This window comes from Thermococcus coalescens (assembly GCF_055392585.1).
The window spans coordinates 1729536-1745247 of sequence record NZ_AP043764.1 but is presented as its reverse complement, the minus strand read 5'-3'; the positions used below and the strand labels follow the sequence as shown (position 1 = coordinate 1745247).

Annotated in this window: 23 protein-coding genes; 4 read left to right on the top strand and 19 right to left on the bottom strand. The window is 54.7% G+C overall.

Going from position 1 to position 15712, the window contains the following annotated elements:
• Genes ACZ5M3_RS09720 through ACZ5M3_RS09660 form a run of 13 tightly spaced genes read right to left on the bottom strand, consistent with a single transcriptional unit; the run spans position 1 to position 6633 of the window.
• Positions 1–426, bottom strand: coding sequence for a 50S ribosomal protein L14 (locus ACZ5M3_RS09720; protein WP_464839407.1), 426 nt, complete (start codon positions 424–426; stop codon positions 1–3).
• Positions 427–431: 5 nt separating this feature from the next.
• Positions 432–767, bottom strand: coding sequence for a 30S ribosomal protein S17 (locus tag ACZ5M3_RS09715; protein ID WP_464839406.1), 336 nt, complete (start codon positions 765–767; stop codon positions 432–434).
• Positions 764–1141 carry a ribonuclease P protein component 1 gene (locus ACZ5M3_RS09710; protein ID WP_464839405.1) on the bottom strand — a complete coding sequence of 126 codons (378 nt, stop codon included), beginning with the start codon at positions 1139–1141 and terminating at the stop codon, positions 764–766. The genes ACZ5M3_RS09715 and ACZ5M3_RS09710 overlap by 4 nt, the downstream gene beginning before the upstream one ends.
• Positions 1027–1293 (bottom strand): stress response translation initiation inhibitor YciH, encoded by a 267-nt coding sequence (yciH, locus tag ACZ5M3_RS09705; RefSeq protein WP_206204009.1) that lies wholly within the window; start codon positions 1291–1293, stop codon positions 1027–1029. The genes ACZ5M3_RS09710 and yciH overlap by 115 nt, the downstream gene beginning before the upstream one ends.
• Positions 1294–1329: 36 nt before the next feature.
• Positions 1330–1530 carry a 50S ribosomal protein L29 gene (rpmC, locus tag ACZ5M3_RS09700; protein WP_167894555.1) on the bottom strand — a complete coding sequence of 67 codons (201 nt, stop codon included), beginning with the start codon at positions 1528–1530 and terminating at the stop codon, positions 1330–1332.
• Positions 1517–2146, bottom strand: coding sequence for a 30S ribosomal protein S3 (locus ACZ5M3_RS09695; protein ID WP_297090996.1), 630 nt, complete (start codon positions 2144–2146; stop codon positions 1517–1519). The genes rpmC and ACZ5M3_RS09695 overlap by 14 nt, the downstream gene beginning before the upstream one ends.
• Before the next feature lie 5 nt (positions 2147–2151).
• Positions 2152–2622 (bottom strand): 50S ribosomal protein L22, encoded by a 471-nt coding sequence (gene rplV, locus ACZ5M3_RS09690; protein ID WP_464839404.1) that lies wholly within the window; start codon positions 2620–2622, stop codon positions 2152–2154.
• Between the two features lie 10 nt (positions 2623–2632).
• Positions 2633–3034: a 30S ribosomal protein S19 gene (locus tag ACZ5M3_RS09685; protein WP_464840899.1), complete on the bottom strand. Its 402-nt coding sequence runs from the start codon at positions 3032–3034 to the stop codon at positions 2633–2635.
• Between the two features lie 5 nt (positions 3035–3039).
• Complete coding sequence (locus ACZ5M3_RS09680) at positions 3040–3759, bottom strand: 50S ribosomal protein L2 (protein ID WP_074631423.1); 720 nt, start codon at positions 3757–3759, stop codon at positions 3040–3042.
• A gap of 13 nt (positions 3760–3772) precedes the next feature.
• A complete protein-coding gene (locus ACZ5M3_RS09675) occupies positions 3773–4033 on the bottom strand; it encodes a 50S ribosomal protein L23 (RefSeq protein ID WP_055429651.1) in 261 nt (86 codons plus the stop codon).
• Positions 4034–4039: 6 nt separating this feature from the next.
• A complete protein-coding gene (rpl4p, locus tag ACZ5M3_RS09670; RefSeq protein ID WP_074631425.1) occupies positions 4040–4807 on the bottom strand; it encodes a 50S ribosomal protein L4 in 768 nt (255 codons plus the stop codon).
• A 10-nt stretch (positions 4808–4817) separates the two neighbouring features.
• On the bottom strand, positions 4818–5861 hold the full coding sequence (locus ACZ5M3_RS09665; RefSeq protein WP_464839403.1) for a 50S ribosomal protein L3: 1044 nt from the start codon (positions 5859–5861) through the stop codon (positions 4818–4820).
• A 1-nt stretch (position 5862) separates the two neighbouring features.
• On the bottom strand, positions 5863–6633 hold the full coding sequence (locus ACZ5M3_RS09660) for a putative RNA uridine N3 methyltransferase (protein ID WP_464840898.1): 771 nt from the start codon (positions 6631–6633) through the stop codon (positions 5863–5865).
• Between the two features lie 510 nt (positions 6634–7143).
• Between ACZ5M3_RS09660 and ACZ5M3_RS09655 the strand changes: the two genes are divergently transcribed.
• Both ACZ5M3_RS09655 and ACZ5M3_RS09650 read left to right on the top strand, forming a co-directional pair.
• A complete protein-coding gene (locus ACZ5M3_RS09655) occupies positions 7144–7836 on the top strand; it encodes an ATP-binding protein (RefSeq protein ID WP_464839402.1) in 693 nt (230 codons plus the stop codon).
• A 141-nt stretch (positions 7837–7977) separates the two neighbouring features.
• Entirely contained in the window at positions 7978–8313 is a 336-nt protein-coding gene (locus ACZ5M3_RS09650; protein ID WP_464839401.1) for a hypothetical protein, read from the top strand.
• Here the strand turns inward: ACZ5M3_RS09650 and ACZ5M3_RS09645 are convergent.
• Both ACZ5M3_RS09645 and ACZ5M3_RS09640 read right to left on the bottom strand, forming a co-directional pair.
• Entirely contained in the window at positions 8230–8850 is a 621-nt protein-coding gene (locus ACZ5M3_RS09645; protein ID WP_464839400.1) for a hypothetical protein, read from the bottom strand. The two genes, ACZ5M3_RS09650 and ACZ5M3_RS09645, sit on opposite strands and share 84 nt — an antisense overlap.
• A gap of 13 nt (positions 8851–8863) precedes the next feature.
• On the bottom strand, positions 8864–9235 hold the full coding sequence (locus tag ACZ5M3_RS09640; protein WP_464839399.1) for a hypothetical protein: 372 nt from the start codon (positions 9233–9235) through the stop codon (positions 8864–8866).
• A gap of 163 nt (positions 9236–9398) precedes the next feature.
• Between ACZ5M3_RS09640 and ACZ5M3_RS09635 the strand changes: the two genes are divergently transcribed.
• Complete coding sequence (locus ACZ5M3_RS09635) at positions 9399–10811, top strand: ATP-binding protein (protein ID WP_464839398.1); 1413 nt, start codon at positions 9399–9401, stop codon at positions 10809–10811.
• 2 nt (positions 10812–10813) lie between these two features.
• On the opposite strand, the gene ACZ5M3_RS09630 is transcribed toward ACZ5M3_RS09635, so the two are convergent.
• Both ACZ5M3_RS09630 and ACZ5M3_RS09625 read right to left on the bottom strand, forming a co-directional pair.
• The gene (locus ACZ5M3_RS09630) at positions 10814–11992 is read right to left on the bottom strand and encodes an aminotransferase class V-fold PLP-dependent enzyme (protein ID WP_464839397.1); all 1179 of its coding nucleotides are present in this window, start codon (positions 11990–11992) and stop codon (positions 10814–10816) included.
• 68 nt (positions 11993–12060) lie between these two features.
• Entirely contained in the window at positions 12061–12969 is a 909-nt protein-coding gene (locus tag ACZ5M3_RS09625; RefSeq protein ID WP_464840897.1) for an asparagine synthetase A, read from the bottom strand.
• A 193-nt stretch (positions 12970–13162) separates the two neighbouring features.
• Here ACZ5M3_RS09625 and ACZ5M3_RS09620 point away from each other — a divergent pair, with 193 nt between their 5' ends.
• Complete coding sequence (locus ACZ5M3_RS09620) at positions 13163–13744, top strand: P-loop NTPase family protein (protein WP_464839396.1); 582 nt, start codon at positions 13163–13165, stop codon at positions 13742–13744.
• Here the strand turns inward: ACZ5M3_RS09620 and ACZ5M3_RS09615 are convergent, their stop codons facing one another.
• Both ACZ5M3_RS09615 and ACZ5M3_RS09610 read right to left on the bottom strand, forming a co-directional pair.
• Entirely contained in the window at positions 13745–14518 is a 774-nt protein-coding gene (locus ACZ5M3_RS09615; RefSeq protein ID WP_464839395.1) for a hypothetical protein, read from the bottom strand.
• Between the two features lie 29 nt (positions 14519–14547).
• On the bottom strand, positions 14548–15702 hold the full coding sequence (locus ACZ5M3_RS09610) for a pyridoxal-phosphate-dependent aminotransferase family protein (RefSeq protein WP_464840896.1): 1155 nt from the start codon (positions 15700–15702) through the stop codon (positions 14548–14550).
• Between the last annotated feature and the right edge of the window lie 10 nt (positions 15703–15712).

The window sequence follows — 15712 nt, the reverse complement described above, 5'->3', positions numbered from 1 at the left end:
TCACAACACTATGCTCGCTATGCTCCCGAGCCTGACCCAGCGCTCGGCGGCTTCCCTTGCTATGGCACCCCTGATCTCAGTTCCCCTCGGGACACCCTCGGGGGTGACTATCGCTGCCGCGTTGTCCTCGAACTTGACGCGCATGCCATCAAGGCGCCTGTACTCCTTCCTCTGTCTGACGACAACGGCCCTGACCACCTGGTGCCTGATGTCCGGTCTTCCCTTCTTGACGGCGGCGATGACCATGTCGCCCACACCGGCTGAGGCGAGCCTCCTCCTGGTTCCCCTGTAGCCAACGACACCTATGATCTGGATGACCTTGGCACCGCTGTTGTCGGCAACCTTGAGGTAAGCGCCTATCGGAAGAGCGCGAGTTGGCCTGACCGGGCTAATACCTCTCGTAGCACCTGCACCCTTCTTCGCCATCTATATCACCTCTCGCCAGCCCTCTTGGTGACTGCAACAACAACCCAGCTCTTGGTCTTGCTTATTGGCCTGGTCTCGGCGATGAGAACCCTGTCACCGACCTTGGCGTCTATGCACTCCGGGTTGTGAGCGTGAACCTTGCTCCTCCTGAGCTCATACCTCTCGTACTTCTTGAGGTAGTGGTAGTGCTGCCTCTCGACGACGATGGTCTTCTTGCCCTTGTCGCTAACAACGATGCCCTCGAAGTACCTGCCGTGTATCTTGAGGTGCCCGTGCCAGGGGCAGTGCGGATCGTCGCACTTCTCAGCGGGAGGCTGAACATTCAATCCGATCTCTCTCATTTTCGCCACCTCTTCTTCAATCTCATCTCGGGTCTTCCAATCAGCTCTTTTCCGTTGATCCGGATCCTTTTATCGCCAACTTCAAACTCGAGCTCCACCACGTCCTTCGGGATAACCCAGACCCTCTCACCGCCGATGGTGAGGGTGTTCCTCGTCTCGTCAAGGACGTAGCCCTCGATGCCAACCAGCTCTGGATGAGATGCCCTTATAATTTTTGCTTTCAGCCCTATGAGCTCGCTCCAGATGATGTTCTTTGCCGTCACTCGATTTCTATCAAGTCCTCTGAAAATCCAAGGTCTCCCAGCAGCTTCTTGACCCTTTCTCTGTGGTCTCCCTGGAGCTCTATCCTTCCCTTCTTTACCGTTCCGCCGCATGCCAGCTTCGCCTTCAGCTTTTTGGCTATATCTTCGAGGTCAAACTCCTTCTCGTCTATGCCCTCGATTATGGTTTTAAGCTTTCCGTAGCGGGCTTTCTCTATGTAGACTCTAATTCTCTGCTGCTCCTTCAGGACCTCCTTAAAGAGCATCTCATCCAGAGGGTTAACAATCCTAGGCACTAACCATCACCTTTTCTCCCTAAGCTTCTCCTTCTTTATGGTCAGCAGGCGCGCGATGTCGCGCCTGATGTTCCGGATGACCATGGGGTTCTCAAGAGAAGCCCCCATGGTGAGCACACCCCTCTCCTTGGCGAGTTCAAGGCGGAGCTCCCTGATCTTCTTGTCGATCTCCTCGATGCTCATCTCCCTAATCTCACTCGGCTTCATTGGTGCTCACCTCTTCCTGAACCTTCTCTATAACCTCTATCTCGTCCGGGAGCTTGGCATCGGGCGGCATGATGGAGACCTTGACGCCGATGACGCCGAGCTTGAGCTTGGCCTGGGCGTAGCCCTTGCTGACGAGGGTTTCAGCCGGGTTTCCAACCTTGGCGAGGTAGCCCTGGTAGAACCTGACGCTCTTGGCCCTCTCACCGGTGAGCTTTCCGCTCAGGCGGATCTCAACACCCCTGGCGCCGTTCCTCATGATGGCCCTTATGGCTGAATAAGCTGCCCTCCTGAAGTGGATGCCCCTCTCAAGGGCCTGGGCAAGCCTGACGGCCTGAACCTTGGCGTTGAGGTAGGGGTTCTTGATCTCCTCAACCTCGATCTGGGGGTTCTCAAGGTTGAACTGCCTCTCAAGGGTCCTGGTGAGCTCCCTAATGCGCCTGCCACCCCTGCCTATAACGTAGCCGGGGTTGGCGGCGAAGATGATGACCTTGGTTCCAAGTGGGGTCTTCTTGATGTCTATTCCGCCGTAGCCGGCACGCCTGAGCTCCTTCTCGAGGTACTCGTCGATGAGCATCTCCTTAACGCCTTCCTTGATAAAGTATCTCTCGATCGCCAAAAGTCTCACCTCCTAACTTCCTCAACGACTATCTCGATGTGGGTGGTCTGCTCGTTGAACGGTGTGGCCCTTCCAAAGGCCCTCGGAATGTATCCGCGGAGCACTGGACCGCGCTGGGCAGCCGCGTGGATTATCTTGAGCCTGTCCGGGTCGAGACCCTTCTGCTCGGCGTTGTTCTTGGCGTTGAGGAGCACTTTCTTGACGGCCTTGGCGACCTTAACCGGGTAGCGACCGGGACCGAAGCCCTTGCCCTGCTTGTGACCCTGGCTGTCGTTGAAGCGCCTCATTGGAACGGGCCTCTTCAGGGCGATAACGTCGTCGAGGTACTTGAGGGCATCGTTGAGCATCATGCCCCTTATCTCCCTGAGGAGCTCGACGCTGTGCTTGGGGGAGATCCTGAGATCCCTTCCGCTGGCGCGAGCCATCCTGTCCGGGTCAAAATTTTGGAATGAGTAGGAAAACCTGCCCCTGCTCATCTATACCACCTCACTTGATGGCCACGAACATTGACGACCTGGTCGCACCGACACCAGGTGAGCCGTGCTGGACTATCTTCCTCGTAAGGGCGAACTCGCCGAGGTAGTGGCCTATCATTTCCTCCTTGATCTCAACTGGGACGAACTCCTTTCCGTTGTAGACGTGGATGGTCATGCCGACCATCTCGGGAAGGATGACCATGTCCCTGCTGTGGGTTCTGATCGGCTTCTTGTACTTGCCCTTCTTGGCAAGCCTTATCTTCCTGAGGAGCTTCTTCTGCTCCGGCGAAAGGCCCCTCCTGAGACTCCTTCTCTGCCTAGCCGGGAGGAGCTTGGCAAAGTCCTCCAGTGACATGTTGAGCAGTTCCTCGAAGGTGTAACCCCTGTACTTAAACTCCTTCTTTCTCGCCATCTTCATCACTTCCTCCTACCCGTTCTTCTCGCGGCTATGTGACCGACCTTCCTTCCGGGCGGGGCGCGCCTCGAAACGGTGCTCGGCCTTCCGATGTGGTGCTCCTTACCACCGTGCGGGTGGTTGACGGCGTTCATCTTGACACCCCTCGGCTTCGGCCAGAACCTGTTCCTTGCCTTGGCGATGTAGTAGGCCTTACCGGCCTTAACGATGGGCTTCTCGAGCCTTCCACCGCCGGCGACAACGCCTATGGTGGCCCTGCACATCGGGTTGAACTGCTTGAGCTCACCGCTCGGAAGCTGGACTATGACTTTGTCCTTCTCCCTGCTGACGACGAGCGCATAGGCACCGCCAGCGCGAACGTACTTGCCGCCGTCACCCGGAACTCCCTCGATGTCGTAGACGTAGCTTCCCTCGGGTATCATTGCCAGCGGGAGGGTGTTGCCTATCTTGATCGGGGCGTTCGGCCCGATGGCTATCTCCTCACCGACAAGGACTCCTTCGGGGGCTATTATGAGCTTTTCCATGCCGTTCTCGAACTTGACGCGGGCGACCGGAGCGGTCCTTCCCGGGTCGTGGAGTATCTCGACGACCTTGCCGACGAGGGTCTTCTCCTTGGTAAGGTTGAGCGGAACGTACCTGACGGCGCCCCTGTACCTGTGGGAGGGGGCTCTAAAGGTCGTGGTTCCCTTACCTCTCCTCTGCTGAATCAAACTCTTTCCCATCTCACTCACCCCGTCAGAACAATCCTATCCTGGCAGCAACCTCACTTGCGCTGTACTCGGGCTTGAGCTTCACGTAGGCCTTCTTCTCTCCCCTCATTGTTATAAGGGTGTTGACCTTCTCGACCTTGACCTCGAACATCGCTTCCACGGCCCTTTTGATGTCGGCCTTGGTTGCCCTTCTGTCCACTATGAAGGTGAGCTTGTTCTCGTTCTCAATCATCGCCACGGCCTTCTCCGTGACGACCGGCTTTATGATGACCTTGTACGGATCCATCTCTCATCACCCGTAAATCTCCCTAAGCCTCTCAATAGCTCCCTTCGTCCAGACCGTGAGCCTTCCGGGGTGGGTACCCGGGGCGAGCAGCTCGGCACTGAGGTTCTCAACGGTAACGACGTCAACGCCCGGGTGGTTCCTCGCTCCCTGGACGATTCCCTCGTTCTTTGCAACGACGATGAGCGGCCCCTTGGCCTTCTTGTAGCGCCTTCCGCGCATCTTGCCCTTACCAGCCCTTATCTTGGTGTTCTTCTTGGCCCTCTCGATGTCGTCCCAGACACCGAGCTTCTTGAATATCTCCCTGGTCTGGGCTGTCTTGAAGACCTTCTCGAGGTCGTCAACGACAACGAGGGGAACCTGCGGGACGTTGTCAACGATGTGCCCCCTGGCCCTGACGAGGTCGTAGTTGGCCGTTGCAGCTATGGCGCTCATAATGGCAAGCCTGCGCTCCTTCTTGTTGATGTCCTCCCAGATTATCTTCTCAACCTTGGGCGGGTGGGTTCTCCTTCCACCCCTCGCGAAGGGGACGAATGCGGCAAACCTCGGGGAGGTCTTTATCCTCTCAACCCTCGCCATGCCGTGGCCCTTTCCGATGTTCTCGGTAACGCGCCTCTTACCGGCCATCGGATCCCTGCCCTGCGGCTGTATCCTGTGGGTCCATGAGGCGATGACAGCCCTCCTGATGAGGTCGGGCCTGAATGGAGTGGCAAAGACCTTTGGAAGCTCTATCTCCTCCACAGGCTCGCCTTCGAGATTGAAAACCTTAACCTTCATCTATCTCACCTCACTGCTTGGATTCCCTACTGACGTAGGTTATCTGCGGCCTCTCAACCGGCGGCTTCTTCTTCGGCGGCCTGATGGCCGGCCTGACCCTGATGATCCTCTTGAAGGAACCCGGCACGGTTCCCTGTATCATGAGGAAGTCGCTCCTTATGATCCCGTAGTGCGGGAAGCCACCCTTCGGGGTGATGTCTATTTCGTCCTTGTCCCCGAGCTTGAGCTTGCCGTTCTCGCCTATGGCTATGAGCCTCTTGTTGAACTCGGTCCTGTGGTGGAAGCCCATCTGACCGGCCTGCGGGACGGTCCACATGACCCTGGTCGGGTGCCACGGACCGAGGTTACCGACGTGCCTGGCCTTTCCAGCGCGCTGGGCCTTGTGGAACTGTATCTTAATGCCCCAGCGCTTGACCGGGCCCTGGGTTCCCTTGCCCTTGGTGACCGCTATGACGTCGAGGAGCTCACCCTCGTGGAGAACCTCACCCGCGCGGAGCTCCTTGCCGATCTTCTCCTTGGCGTATTCAAATTTCGCCTTGACGTCGTCGCCGCCGATGGCGTACTCCATGACCTCGGGCTTCTTCTTGAGCTTGATGAGCCACGGCTGGGTGTGGACGAGAAGGCGGATGTCAACTATCTCGCCGTCGTTGACGAGATCCTCGAGCTGATCGAGCTTCTCCTTGAACGCCTCCTCACCGTACTCCTTGGGCAGGGTCTTTATGCGCCTTTTAACGTAGTCGTTGAGCTCGTGGAACCAGACCTCGGTGGCGGTCTCAAGTCCGAGGTAGCCCTGCCTGTAGGCCCTGATGCCGTAGACGAAGAGCGGCGGGACTTCCACGATAGTGACCGGCATGAAGACTTCTTTGCCCTTGGTGAGCCCTGGCCTGTCGTCTATCATGAGGATGTGGGTCATGCCAGCCTTGTAGCCGGCGAATCCAAGCATCCTGACCTCGCTGTCCTGCGGCCACTTCCTGATTCTCGGGACTATGCTCTTGGCCCTCTTTCTAGGGGAGTAAGCCAGTGAACCTCTCCTTGGCCTGTGTATTTTTCCCATCTCAATCCCTCCTTATGAGATTAAACACCGCGAGTGTGGCTAGCAAAGCCTCCTCGGTGCGGACCGTTTTGGTCCGCTGATTCGGAACCGTGTTGAGGATTAGATCAAAGTCATATTCCTCCTCGCCGAGGAGCTCCATCACGCCCTTCCTCGGTGAGCCGAAGACGAATCCGACCTCCCCCTCCAGCGGGGGAAGCTTCACCTCTCGAACGTCGCGACCCTTCCGCGAGGTCGCGATGACCAAATCCAGCCCGGCCTTTTTAAGTGTTTTCGCCAGTGACTTTCTCGTTAGGTGCACTTTGTATCCCCAGTACTCCTCTGGTTTCGCCGGTATCACCCTGAGCGGCCTTACCGAGACGATCCTGAAGGTCGCACGCCCTTCAACGTCCCCCTCGACCATCGCGAGGTCGTCGAGGCCGATGTCCGCGTAGGTTCTGCGTCCTTTCCTGAAGGCGAAGCCCTCGCGGATTTCGCCCACCTTAGGTTTTCCCTTGAGCTTGTGGTGCGGCGTCCTGAGCGGCGGGATAACGCCGACGTACCTGAGCTCAGGCATCAGCGGAAACAGTTTCTTCCTGAGGTACTGGGGCGTTTCCGCGTACTCGAGGATCGTCTTTATGAACCTTCCGTCCCTGCCGCCTGCTTTGTATATCCAGATGTGCTCGACGCCGAATATCGCGCAGGCCCTGGCTACCTGTCCGACCTTGTACGTCCTGATCTTCGGATCATCGGTCTCTTCGAGGAGTGAATCCGGAATGAAGACGTGCCAGGCCATTTTTCCGTCATCCTTCGCTGTGGTCACTTCAACGCTGAACTGGGGTCTATGGAGAGTATTTAAAAGGCTTTCGAAGGCTGCAACCCTTTTTTAGTCTGGAATGTATGCAACTTTTTTGCAAACAAACTTCGCCTGCGCGACGTTGAAGCGGAGCTTTAACGCACGGGACGACAGTCCCGTTGAGTTTGATCAAGGTTCGTGGTTCTTTTTTCTTTTTAAGATACCAAAGCACGAGTGGATTCTTTTTTACAGGCTGTTTTGAAAGTAAATTCTCTCAATATTGCCTACTCTCAGGGAGTTCCTCTCCAGTGACACCCTCTGAGCGTCGATTCAAGTTGGACTCCATTTAAAATGCAAATTAACGAAAATGGAATTCACAGCCACCCCAGTGTTCGTTTCTCAAGGGAATCCTACCCAATCTGGCGATTTAATAGGAACCACGAACTTTGATGAAACTTTGCGAAGACGAAGTTTCCGGGAAAAGCTTTTAACTTGGGGGGGTGCAAGTTAATGCTGTTCTCACCTTACCCAAAGACGAAGAGGGAAGAACTGTTTGACAGGGAGAGGGAGCTTAAGGAGGTCGAAGAGGCGATAGAACGCGGCGAGAGGTTAATCCTTCTCCTCGGGCTCAGGAGACTCGGGAAAAGCTCCCTCCTAAACGTTGCCCTCAATGAGCTTCCTAACCCATCAATCAAGACAGACGTGCGAAAGACCTACTCGGAGTTCTCCTCCGTAAACAGGTACGTCATCGGGAAGATGCTGCTCTCGGCGATGAGCAGAAAGCGAAGGATCATCGAAGAGGCAAGAGTCTTCCTCGAAAGGGTTAGAGGAGTAAGCGTGTCAGGGGTTAGGATTGAGATAACTTCAAAGGAGTTCTCGATAACTGAGCTCTTGGAGGCCCTCAACGAGTACGGGGAAAGGGCAGGAAGGATCATCATAGCGTTCGACGAGGCCCAGTACCTCCGGTTCGGTGGTGTGACGAAGTACGACGGAATTTTAGCTTACGCAATTGACAACCTCGAGAACCTGACCTTCGTCCTGACGGGCTCGGAAGTGGGCCTGCTCTTCGACTTCCTTAAGTTCAATGATCCGAACGCTCCGCTCTTCGGCAGGCACCACCACGACATAACCCCCGACAGGTTCAGTTCAGAGCTGAGCGCCGAGTTTCTGAGAAAGGGCTTTGAGGAGGAGAAGTTAGGGTAAGCGAGCGCGAGATTGACGCAGCCGTTGAGGAACTGGACGGAATAGTCCGCTGGCTGACCCTCTACGGCTACGTCAGGGTCACGAGAGGGGATAGGACACGAAAAGGCTATCGAGGGAGTTCTCAGGGAGGCGAAATCAGTTGTGAACAGCGAGCTGTCAAAGCTTTTCGCCTACAGTCCGAGGTACAGGGTGATACTGAAGGCTATAAGCCTCGGCTATTCCCGCTGGAAGGACATCAAGGGCTACCTGACGCTCAAGCTCGGCTACGTCAACGACTCCAACTTCTCGTCTCTGCTTGAGAACCTTGTGAAGTCTGGCTACATGGAGAAAAGGACGGCAGGTATAAGATTTCGGACCCTGTTCTCGAAAAGGTTTTCAGGGAGCTTTAAACTCTCAGAGTTTCTTTATCTCCTCCGCCCTGTTGAACTCGCCCCACTTTATTATCTCGATTGCATAGGCATAGAGGCCGAGCTTTAGGAGGTTCTCCGGTGTTGGGTCGCCTTTAGAAAGCTCGGTAATTCTCGCGGAGAGCTTTTGAATAGCTTTTTCTTTTGCATTTTCAGAGTAGTCCGCGAACTCCAAAGCCTGGAGGATTGAGAGGACTTCGAGTTTGGCATCTTCAGCCCCTTTGGCCCCTTTCTGGAACGAATGTTCTGGCTTTTCCTCTATCTTCTTCCCGCTGATCTCCGCCAAGAACTGACGGAACTCCTCAAGCTCCGGCTCGATGTCGATGCCCGCGTTCCGGAGAACGACAAAGGGATCGTCAATGTGGTAGTGTATTGCTCTCCCGAGTATCTCCAGGTTCTCTTCCGTTACTTCTGGAAGCAGCTTGTCTATGATCTTGAAGGTCTTTTCAAAAGCGGTTTCCATTACATTCGTGGTTTTTTCACGATCTACGGTCAGACCCCTCCTCCCTGCGTGGTGTGCGAGCGCACCTGCCAGTCGCTTGTAGTTCTGCTTTATGTATGCATAGTCCCTCCTGTTTTCGTAGAGCGCGTTTAGCAGATCTTCCACCGCCTTGGCGGCTTTACTGCTGTGAACACCCGTGTGGTATGCCATTGCGACCGCGAGGAACGCGTGGAGCAGAGGGTAATGGACTGTGATTATTTCTTCCTCGGGAGTTGCTTTGTATGCATAATTTTTTGTACTCCGCCTCTTGTATTACGCCCGGCTTGCCTGTGCGCGGGTTGTGGTCAAGGATCCTCGCTATTTTTGCAAGATCCTGATCCGGTGTTGCGCGGCTGAGCAGGTAGTATAGACCTTTTCCGTGTTCTTGAACCACGACGGATACCTTCCCCCTTAGACCTTTTGGTACAGTTGACTCTTCTCTTTTCTCTTCCTTTTTCTTCCCTCCAAATATGAACATCCCTGCGAGAGGCAAGAGAGCCAACGCCACCACCCACTAAACTTCACCACAAGAAGAGATAAGCCTTTTCATCATCTGTAAGCCCTCTCGCACCTCTCGACCTTGACATGAGGTTCGCAACTTCCCTTCCGGCGGCATGCACCTGTTTTCAAAACATTTAAATAATTTACCTGTGAGTAAATTACTGTGAAGTAAAATGTTTGTGGACAGGCGTGAAGAGCTGGGGCTTTTGGAGGAGAGGCTCAAAAATGGGAAAGCGGAATTCGTAGTTGTCTACGGCAGGAGAAGGATAGGAAAGACGGCACTCCTCCTTGAGTTCCTCAGAAGAAACGGCGGCGTTTACCTCCTCGCGAGGGAGACGAGCAAAGTCGAAAACCTCAGGAGGTTTTCCGAGAGGCTAGCGGAGGTGTTTAACGACGAACTCCTGAGAAAGAATCCCTTCCAAAGCTGGGACGCGTTCTTTGAATACCTCCACCAGAGATCTAAGGAGAAGAGGCTCATCCTCGTCATAGATGAGTTCCCGTACCTCGTTAAGGGGGATAAAGCGCTGCCCTCCATTCTACAGGAGTACTGGGATTTGAAGCTGTCGGAGGGGGGAATCTTCTTAATCATCTGTGGTTCCAGCGTTTCCATGATGGAAAGGCTTCTAGGCTACAAGAGTCCCCTCTACGGCAGACGAACCGGCCAGCTAAGGCTCCGATCGCTTGATTTTTTCAACGCAAGGTCGTTCCTTTTGGGATACCCGATCGAAGAGTTTATGAAAGCCTACGGCATTCTCGGCGGGACACCAGCCTATCTCCTCGAGTTCAGCGATGGGAAGAGCCTTGAGGAGAACCTGCGAGACTACTTTAGACCCGACTCCTTCCTGTACGGTGATGCGCTCTTCATTCTCAGGGAAGAGCTTGAAGAGCCAAGGAACTACTTCGCTATAATGGAAGCCATCGCAAGGGGGAAAACTTCGCTTGGAGAAATAATGACTGAGACCGGCCTTGAGAGGTCATTGATTGGAAAGTATCTCTCCGTTCTAATCGGGCTTGAACTGGTGAGGCGTGAAGTCCCTGTAACTGCGAGCAGGAAGAGTCGGAAGGGACGATACTACATCAACGATCCTTATTTTTCCTTTTGGTTCCGTTACGTCCACCCAAACTCTGACTTAATTGAGACAGGGCAGGGGGAGCTTCTCGTAGGTCTCGTTATGGAGGACCTTTCGGCGTACATTGGCGTTGTCTTTGAGGACGTTGCAAGGCAGTTTTTGCTCAGATTGAACAGGGCAGGAAAGCTTCCGTTCCGCTTTACGAAAATCGGCCGTTGGTGGCACAAGAGCGAGGGGATTGACCTCGTTGCCTTAAACGAGCGGGAGAAAAAGGCCCTATTCGTTGAGGTAAAGTGGAAAGGCTTAAGCGAGAGGAAAGCGAGGGGGATTTTGAATAGGCTGGAGAGGAGGGCGGAGCTTGTAGGTCTGGGAGGATGGGAGAAGTGGTATGGAGTGGTGGCGAAAAGCATCGAAGGCAAAGAAAAGCTGGAAGGAGAGAAGTGGCTTGCATGGGATCTGAGAGACCTTGAAGGCATTGGTGGTTCAGGCATTAAACGAAAAAGGAACTCCCCTTAAGCTCAGCGTCCCATAACCGTGAACAGCTCCTCCAGGAACATTTCGACGTCATCCCGCGTGTTGTAGAGATGCGGCGAGGCCCTTATCCCGTAGTGGCCGAGAACGCCGCGGTGGCTGACTGAAATCCTCTCCGCGGCGAGCTTCTGATACAGTCTTTCCTCTTCCTCATAGCTCAACCCTGTTTTTATTGTGACTATCGCGGAACCCTCTGCGAGGACCTCAAGGCCAGCGCTCATGACCTCGTCCCTTATCCTCTCCGCGAGCTTCAGGTTGTGGCGCTCTATCTCCTCGATGCCTATCTCGTTTATGAGCCTCAGGGAGGCCTTGAAGGCTGCGACTATAAGATAAGGCGGGCCGCCGCCGAAGTCGAGCTTCTTGACGCCCCTGGCGGGCTTCAGTTCGTCCCAGGGATCCTTCTCGGGCAGTCCCCACCAGCTGTCCCATTCACCCGCTGGAGGTTCGTTGTTCAGCAGGCCGGTTATCGGCTTCATCTCATCTAGAATCTCGTCCGAGACGTAGATTAGGCCCGCCCCAGTGTCGGGGCTGAGGAGCCATTTTTCACCGCCCGCGGAGAGAGCATCAACGCCCTCCTTCTCCGGGTAGAGGCGGAGCGAGCCGAGGTGCTGGACGGCGTCAACTATCAGCCAGGCGCCGTGTTCATGGGCCATCCTCGAAAGCTCCCTGAGATTGAGCCGCTGCCCGGTGACCCAGTTGACGGAGCTTAAGACTACCGCAAAGGTGTTGTCGTCTATTGCCTTTTCGATGTCCTCTAGGCTGTGAACCCCCTTCCTGTTTTTCACAACGCGCAGCTCAAGGTTAAAGCGTCCTGCATAGCTTCTGAGGAGTGCAGGGAGGGTTGGAAACTCCGTGTCCAGTGAAACGATGTTCTGCCCCTTCTTCGGCTCAAGGGCCAGCAGAATTCTCCTCAGGCCCTCCGTGGTCTGTATCGAGAGACCTACACTTTCTGGCTTTGTTCTCATTAACCTGGCCGCCTCTTTCAGCAGGGGCTTCAGAACAGCCTCGTCCATGTAGTCAACCGAGTTGACATCCCCGTTGAATTCCAGGATATCAGTGAGAAGCTCTGCTGTGCTCTGGAGTGCAGTTGATGGCATCAGACCGAGGCTCGCGGTGTTTAGGTATGCCTTAAACCTCTCCAGCGCTGGAAACAGACTTTTTCTCATAGAAATCCCCAAAGAAGTAGGGAGGGATAGTTTAAATGGGTTTTGAAAGGGGAAGGTGTGAAAAGGCCTCAGATCACCGCTGGAACGCCGGGAATCCTCGGGAAGGGCTGAACTTCCGCTATATGCTTCGCCCCGACCATGTACCTGATGAGCCGCTCGACTCCGATTCCTGCTCCTGCGCTCGGTCTCAGGAGACCCGCCTTGGCCACCTCCAGATACGGTCTGAAGGCTTCAAGGCTTATCCCTGCTTCCATCATCTTCCTGACGATGACCTCGTACTCCCACTCCCTCTCGCCGCCGCTCGACACTTCGCCGTAGCCCTCCGGGAGGTATAGGTTGTAGTTCCTGAAGTGGCCCGGCCTCTCTGGGTCTTCCCTGTCGTAGAACTCTCTCTTAATATCGAGTACCCAGAAGGGTTCTTTCATGGCTTTGCTGGCCTCTTCCTCATCTCCGAACTCCTCTTTTATCTCCTCCAGGGTGAAGCGCTTGAAGGGTGTCCTGACCTTCGGAACCTCTCTTTCGAGCCCCCAGCTTCTTGCCTCCCTGAATAGACCGCTGATGAGTCCCTCGATGAGGCCCATCACGTCGTCCATGCTTGCGTAGGCTATCTCGAAGTCGAGCTGGGTGAACTCGTAGGCGTGCCTCCCGTCGTCGGCACTCCTTCCCTCAAGCCTCACGTTCGGCGAGAGGATGAAGAGCCTGTCTATTCCCATCGCCACCGCCATCTGCTTGTGGAGTATCATGCTGTGGGTCAGCCTCAGCCTTGAGCCGTAAACTTCGACTTCTGGAGGCTTCAGGGCTTCTTCAGCGGCGGGATCCGGCCACAGGGGATCGGTTATCGAGCTCAACATCACGGGGAGCATCCACTTGAAGCCCCTGCTCACCATGTACCTTGTCATATAGTCAATGACTCTCGTCTGGACTTCCATTATTGGTTCAATTTTTCTGGTCACAATTTGGAGAGCGTTCATATATATCACCTGATTTTTGTCACAGATTTTCTCCTTTATGGCCTTTATGCAAAAACTTTTGGATTTTGGCCAAAATATGACATTGAATTACAATTATTTCTGAACAATCGACAACATATGAGCCGTTGATTGACGTTTATCAACACCCTCCAGCGATAGCGTTATAACGCCAGCCGAGAACTTTGTATGGTGGTAAAGCATGGGAGTGTACATATTCACACCGGAGGACCTCATACGCTACGGTGCCGCGAGGGAAGGACAGCTTGACATCCTCAAAAAGGCGGTTCTGGATAAAGAGGACATTCTGATCGTTGGCTCAAGCCGCTCCGGGAAGACGAAGCTCGTCGAGGCTCTGATGCACTTTGTTCCCGACGGCTGGAAGGTTGTGGTCATCACCGCCTACGGTGAGTTCAAGCCCTTCAAGCCCAACATCGTTGTCATAGACACCCAGTTCGACAGCCAGTCCCTTGAAAGACGTACCTCCGACGTGATAGCCAAGATAAAGGCGATAAACCCGGACTACGTCGTCATCGACACAATCCACACCATTGACGTGGCGAGGGTCTTCCGTGAACTCATAGACAACTACGCCTTCATGGTCACCTCCCTCGCCCTCACAGACGACATAAAGGATGAGGTAAAGCACTGGCTCAGGATAAGTGGCGAGACCTTCGACAAGTTTGATATCGTGGTCGAGCTCAAGAGGGACTGGAGAACAGGGAAGAAGAGTATAAACAGGGTGTACAGGGTAAAAGACGGAAACCTTGAAGTCCTCCTGTGATCACTCTTTTCTGCTTCTCTCGTGTTTTATCACTTTCTTGAGCTCCCGCAGTATTCTGGTTTGGCTCTCCCGGTTCAGGTAGCCGAGGCGCCAGGCAACGTAAAGGAATACGTTGAAGGCCAGGGTCACGAGAAGGGCGATGACTATTGAGTCCACCGCCACTCCCGCTATTGTCATCTGAGTCCTTCTGAACATTCCAAGGATAACGTAGTCCGTTGGGCTCATGCGCTTCAGGGGTAGCGTTGTTCGCACCGTTCCGTTTTCTGGAATAATCGAGAGCATGTGGTTCCACGTTACCGAATACACCTTAATGTGGGTGCCGTTTTCGGCACAGTTCGGGACTTCCACGTTCCCCTCCGGCCACAGGCACGTCCCGTCGGGGTTTACCGTGGCCCACACGTCGGTGTGTTCATAGGTCTGGAAGTAGACGGTTCTGTTTTCTGGGAAAACCTTGACCACCTCTATATCCTGTGTAGCCCCCCCGTATACCAAGGCCCTGAAGAAGCGGTAGAGCTCGTCTATCAGCCAGTTGCTGAAATACTCGTCCTCCCAGACTATGTAGTAGTATACGTTGCCGTCCCTGTCCACCATGTAGAGCATCCCGTCGGGTGTGTCATCGGGTAGCGCATACACTATGGGACTGTAGGTTGGCGCGTCTTTGCTCTCCCAGGGCAGATAACCTTCGAGGGAATACCCGCTCGTGTAAAGGCCAACAGTCCAGAAGATGAAAAAGTTCAGTACGAACCATATTGCTATCCACTTTTTTGCTGCCATAAACTCCACTTAATCAAAAGAAAAGGGGATCAGCCCTTAAGCTTTTCTATGACCTCGCGCAGGTTCGCCAGCATCTCCTCGATGTCCTCGAAGGTCATGTACCCCATGTTTCCTATGCGGAAGGTCTTCTCGGCGACGCTTCCATATCCTTTGGCCAGTTCAAAGCCGCGCTCGCGCATCGCGTTGTAGACGTCCACCCCCTTCATTCCCTCCGGGACGACGACAGCGGTAATCGTCGGGCTCTCGTAGCCGGGCTCGGCGAGAATTCCAAGTCCCATCTCCTTGACACCCTCGCGTATCATCTCGCTCCTCTTCTTGTACATTCCGAGCCAGGCATCCTTGCCTCCCATCTTTTCAACTATCCTTAGAACGACGTTGAGGCCGAATATCTGCGGGAGCGGGGGCGTTGAGGGCGTTCCCTTCTTCTTCTCGTTGAACTTCTTATATAGCGGGAGGTCGAAGTACCAGCCGCGCTCCGGCATCTTCTCCGCTATCTCAAAGACGCGCTCGCTGACAGCTGCTACCGCTAATCCCGGCGGGACGCCGAAGGCCTTCTGGCTGCTCGCAAAGACGAGGTCAATTCCCCACTCGTCAAACTTTATGTCCGCACCGCCCATCGCTGAGACCGCATCGACGAAGAGGAGCTTGTCGTGTTCGTGGACGACCTTGGCCAGCTCGGGGAGCGGGTTCAGCACACCGGTCGAGGTCTCGTTGTAGGTTATCGTGACCGCGTGGACGTCGGGGTTCTTCCTGAGAGCATCATCGAGCTCCTCCGGCTTGATGGCGTAGCCCGGCTCCTTCTCAAGGACAACGGCTTTTCTGCCGTTGGTCTCAACTACATCCCTAAACCTGTTGCCGAATGCCCCTATCGTGGTAACCAGAACCTTTCCTCCCCGGGGGACGGTGTTCCTCACAGCGGCCTCCATGAAGCCCGTCCCGGAGCTCGGGAAGAGGATTATCTCGCCCCTATCAGCCTCAAGGAATGCCCTGAGCCTGTTGAGGGTGTCAACGTGAACCTCCTTCGCCTCGGCCGAGCGGTGGCTGAACATCTGAACGCTCATTATTGCGAGAACCTCGGGAAAACATGCGACGGGTCCGGCGGTAAAGAGCTTATACTTCGGCTTGACGAGCTCGTAAACCTCCCTGTAGGCTTCCTCATACTCCATGCTGAACTTAAGCTCCATCAGCATCACC

Coding starts and splice junctions, on each gene's coding strand:
- ACZ5M3_RS09685 (WP_464840899.1), bottom strand. CDS start 3,034: ATGGCGAGAAAGAAGGAGTTTAAGTACAGGGGTTACACCTTCGAGGAA.
- ACZ5M3_RS09610 (WP_464840896.1), bottom strand. CDS start 15,702: ATGGAGCTTAAGTTCAGCATGGAGTATGAGGAAGCCTACAGGGAGGTT.
- ACZ5M3_RS09660 (WP_464840898.1), bottom strand. CDS start 6,633: ATGGCCTGGCACGTCTTCATTCCGGATTCACTCCTCGAAGAGACCGAT.
- rpmC (WP_167894555.1), bottom strand. CDS start 1,530: ATGAAGCCGAGTGAGATTAGGGAGATGAGCATCGAGGAGATCGACAAG.
- ACZ5M3_RS09655 (WP_464839402.1), top strand. CDS start 7,144: ATGCTGTTCTCACCTTACCCAAAGACGAAGAGGGAAGAACTGTTTGAC.
- ACZ5M3_RS09680 (WP_074631423.1), bottom strand. CDS start 3,759: ATGGGAAAGAGTTTGATTCAGCAGAGGAGAGGTAAGGGAACCACGACC.
- ACZ5M3_RS09720 (WP_464839407.1), bottom strand. CDS start 426: ATGGCGAAGAAGGGTGCAGGTGCTACGAGAGGTATTAGCCCGGTCAGG.
- ACZ5M3_RS09675 (WP_055429651.1), bottom strand. CDS start 4,033: ATGGATCCGTACAAGGTCATCATAAAGCCGGTCGTCACGGAGAAGGCC.
- ACZ5M3_RS09615 (WP_464839395.1), bottom strand. CDS start 14,518: ATGGCAGCAAAAAAGTGGATAGCAATATGGTTCGTACTGAACTTTTTC.
- ACZ5M3_RS09715 (WP_464839406.1), bottom strand. CDS start 767: ATGAGAGAGATCGGATTGAATGTTCAGCCTCCCGCTGAGAAGTGCGAC.
- rplV (WP_464839404.1), bottom strand. CDS start 2,622: ATGAGCAGGGGCAGGTTTTCCTACTCATTCCAAAATTTTGACCCGGAC.
- yciH (WP_206204009.1), bottom strand. CDS start 1,293: ATGCTCTTTAAGGAGGTCCTGAAGGAGCAGCAGAGAATTAGAGTCTAC.
- ACZ5M3_RS09665 (WP_464839403.1), bottom strand. CDS start 5,861: ATGGGAAAAATACACAGGCCAAGGAGAGGTTCACTGGCTTACTCCCCT.
- ACZ5M3_RS09630 (WP_464839397.1), bottom strand. CDS start 11,992: ATGAGAAAAAGTCTGTTTCCAGCGCTGGAGAGGTTTAAGGCATACCTA.
- ACZ5M3_RS09635 (WP_464839398.1), top strand. CDS start 9,399: ATGTTTGTGGACAGGCGTGAAGAGCTGGGGCTTTTGGAGGAGAGGCTC.
- ACZ5M3_RS09710 (WP_464839405.1), bottom strand. CDS start 1,141: ATGCGGCGGAACGGTAAAGAAGGGAAGGATAGAGCTCCAGGGAGACCA.
- rpl4p (WP_074631425.1), bottom strand. CDS start 4,807: ATGAAGGTTAAGGTTTTCAATCTCGAAGGCGAGCCTGTGGAGGAGATA.
- ACZ5M3_RS09620 (WP_464839396.1), top strand. CDS start 13,163: ATGGGAGTGTACATATTCACACCGGAGGACCTCATACGCTACGGTGCC.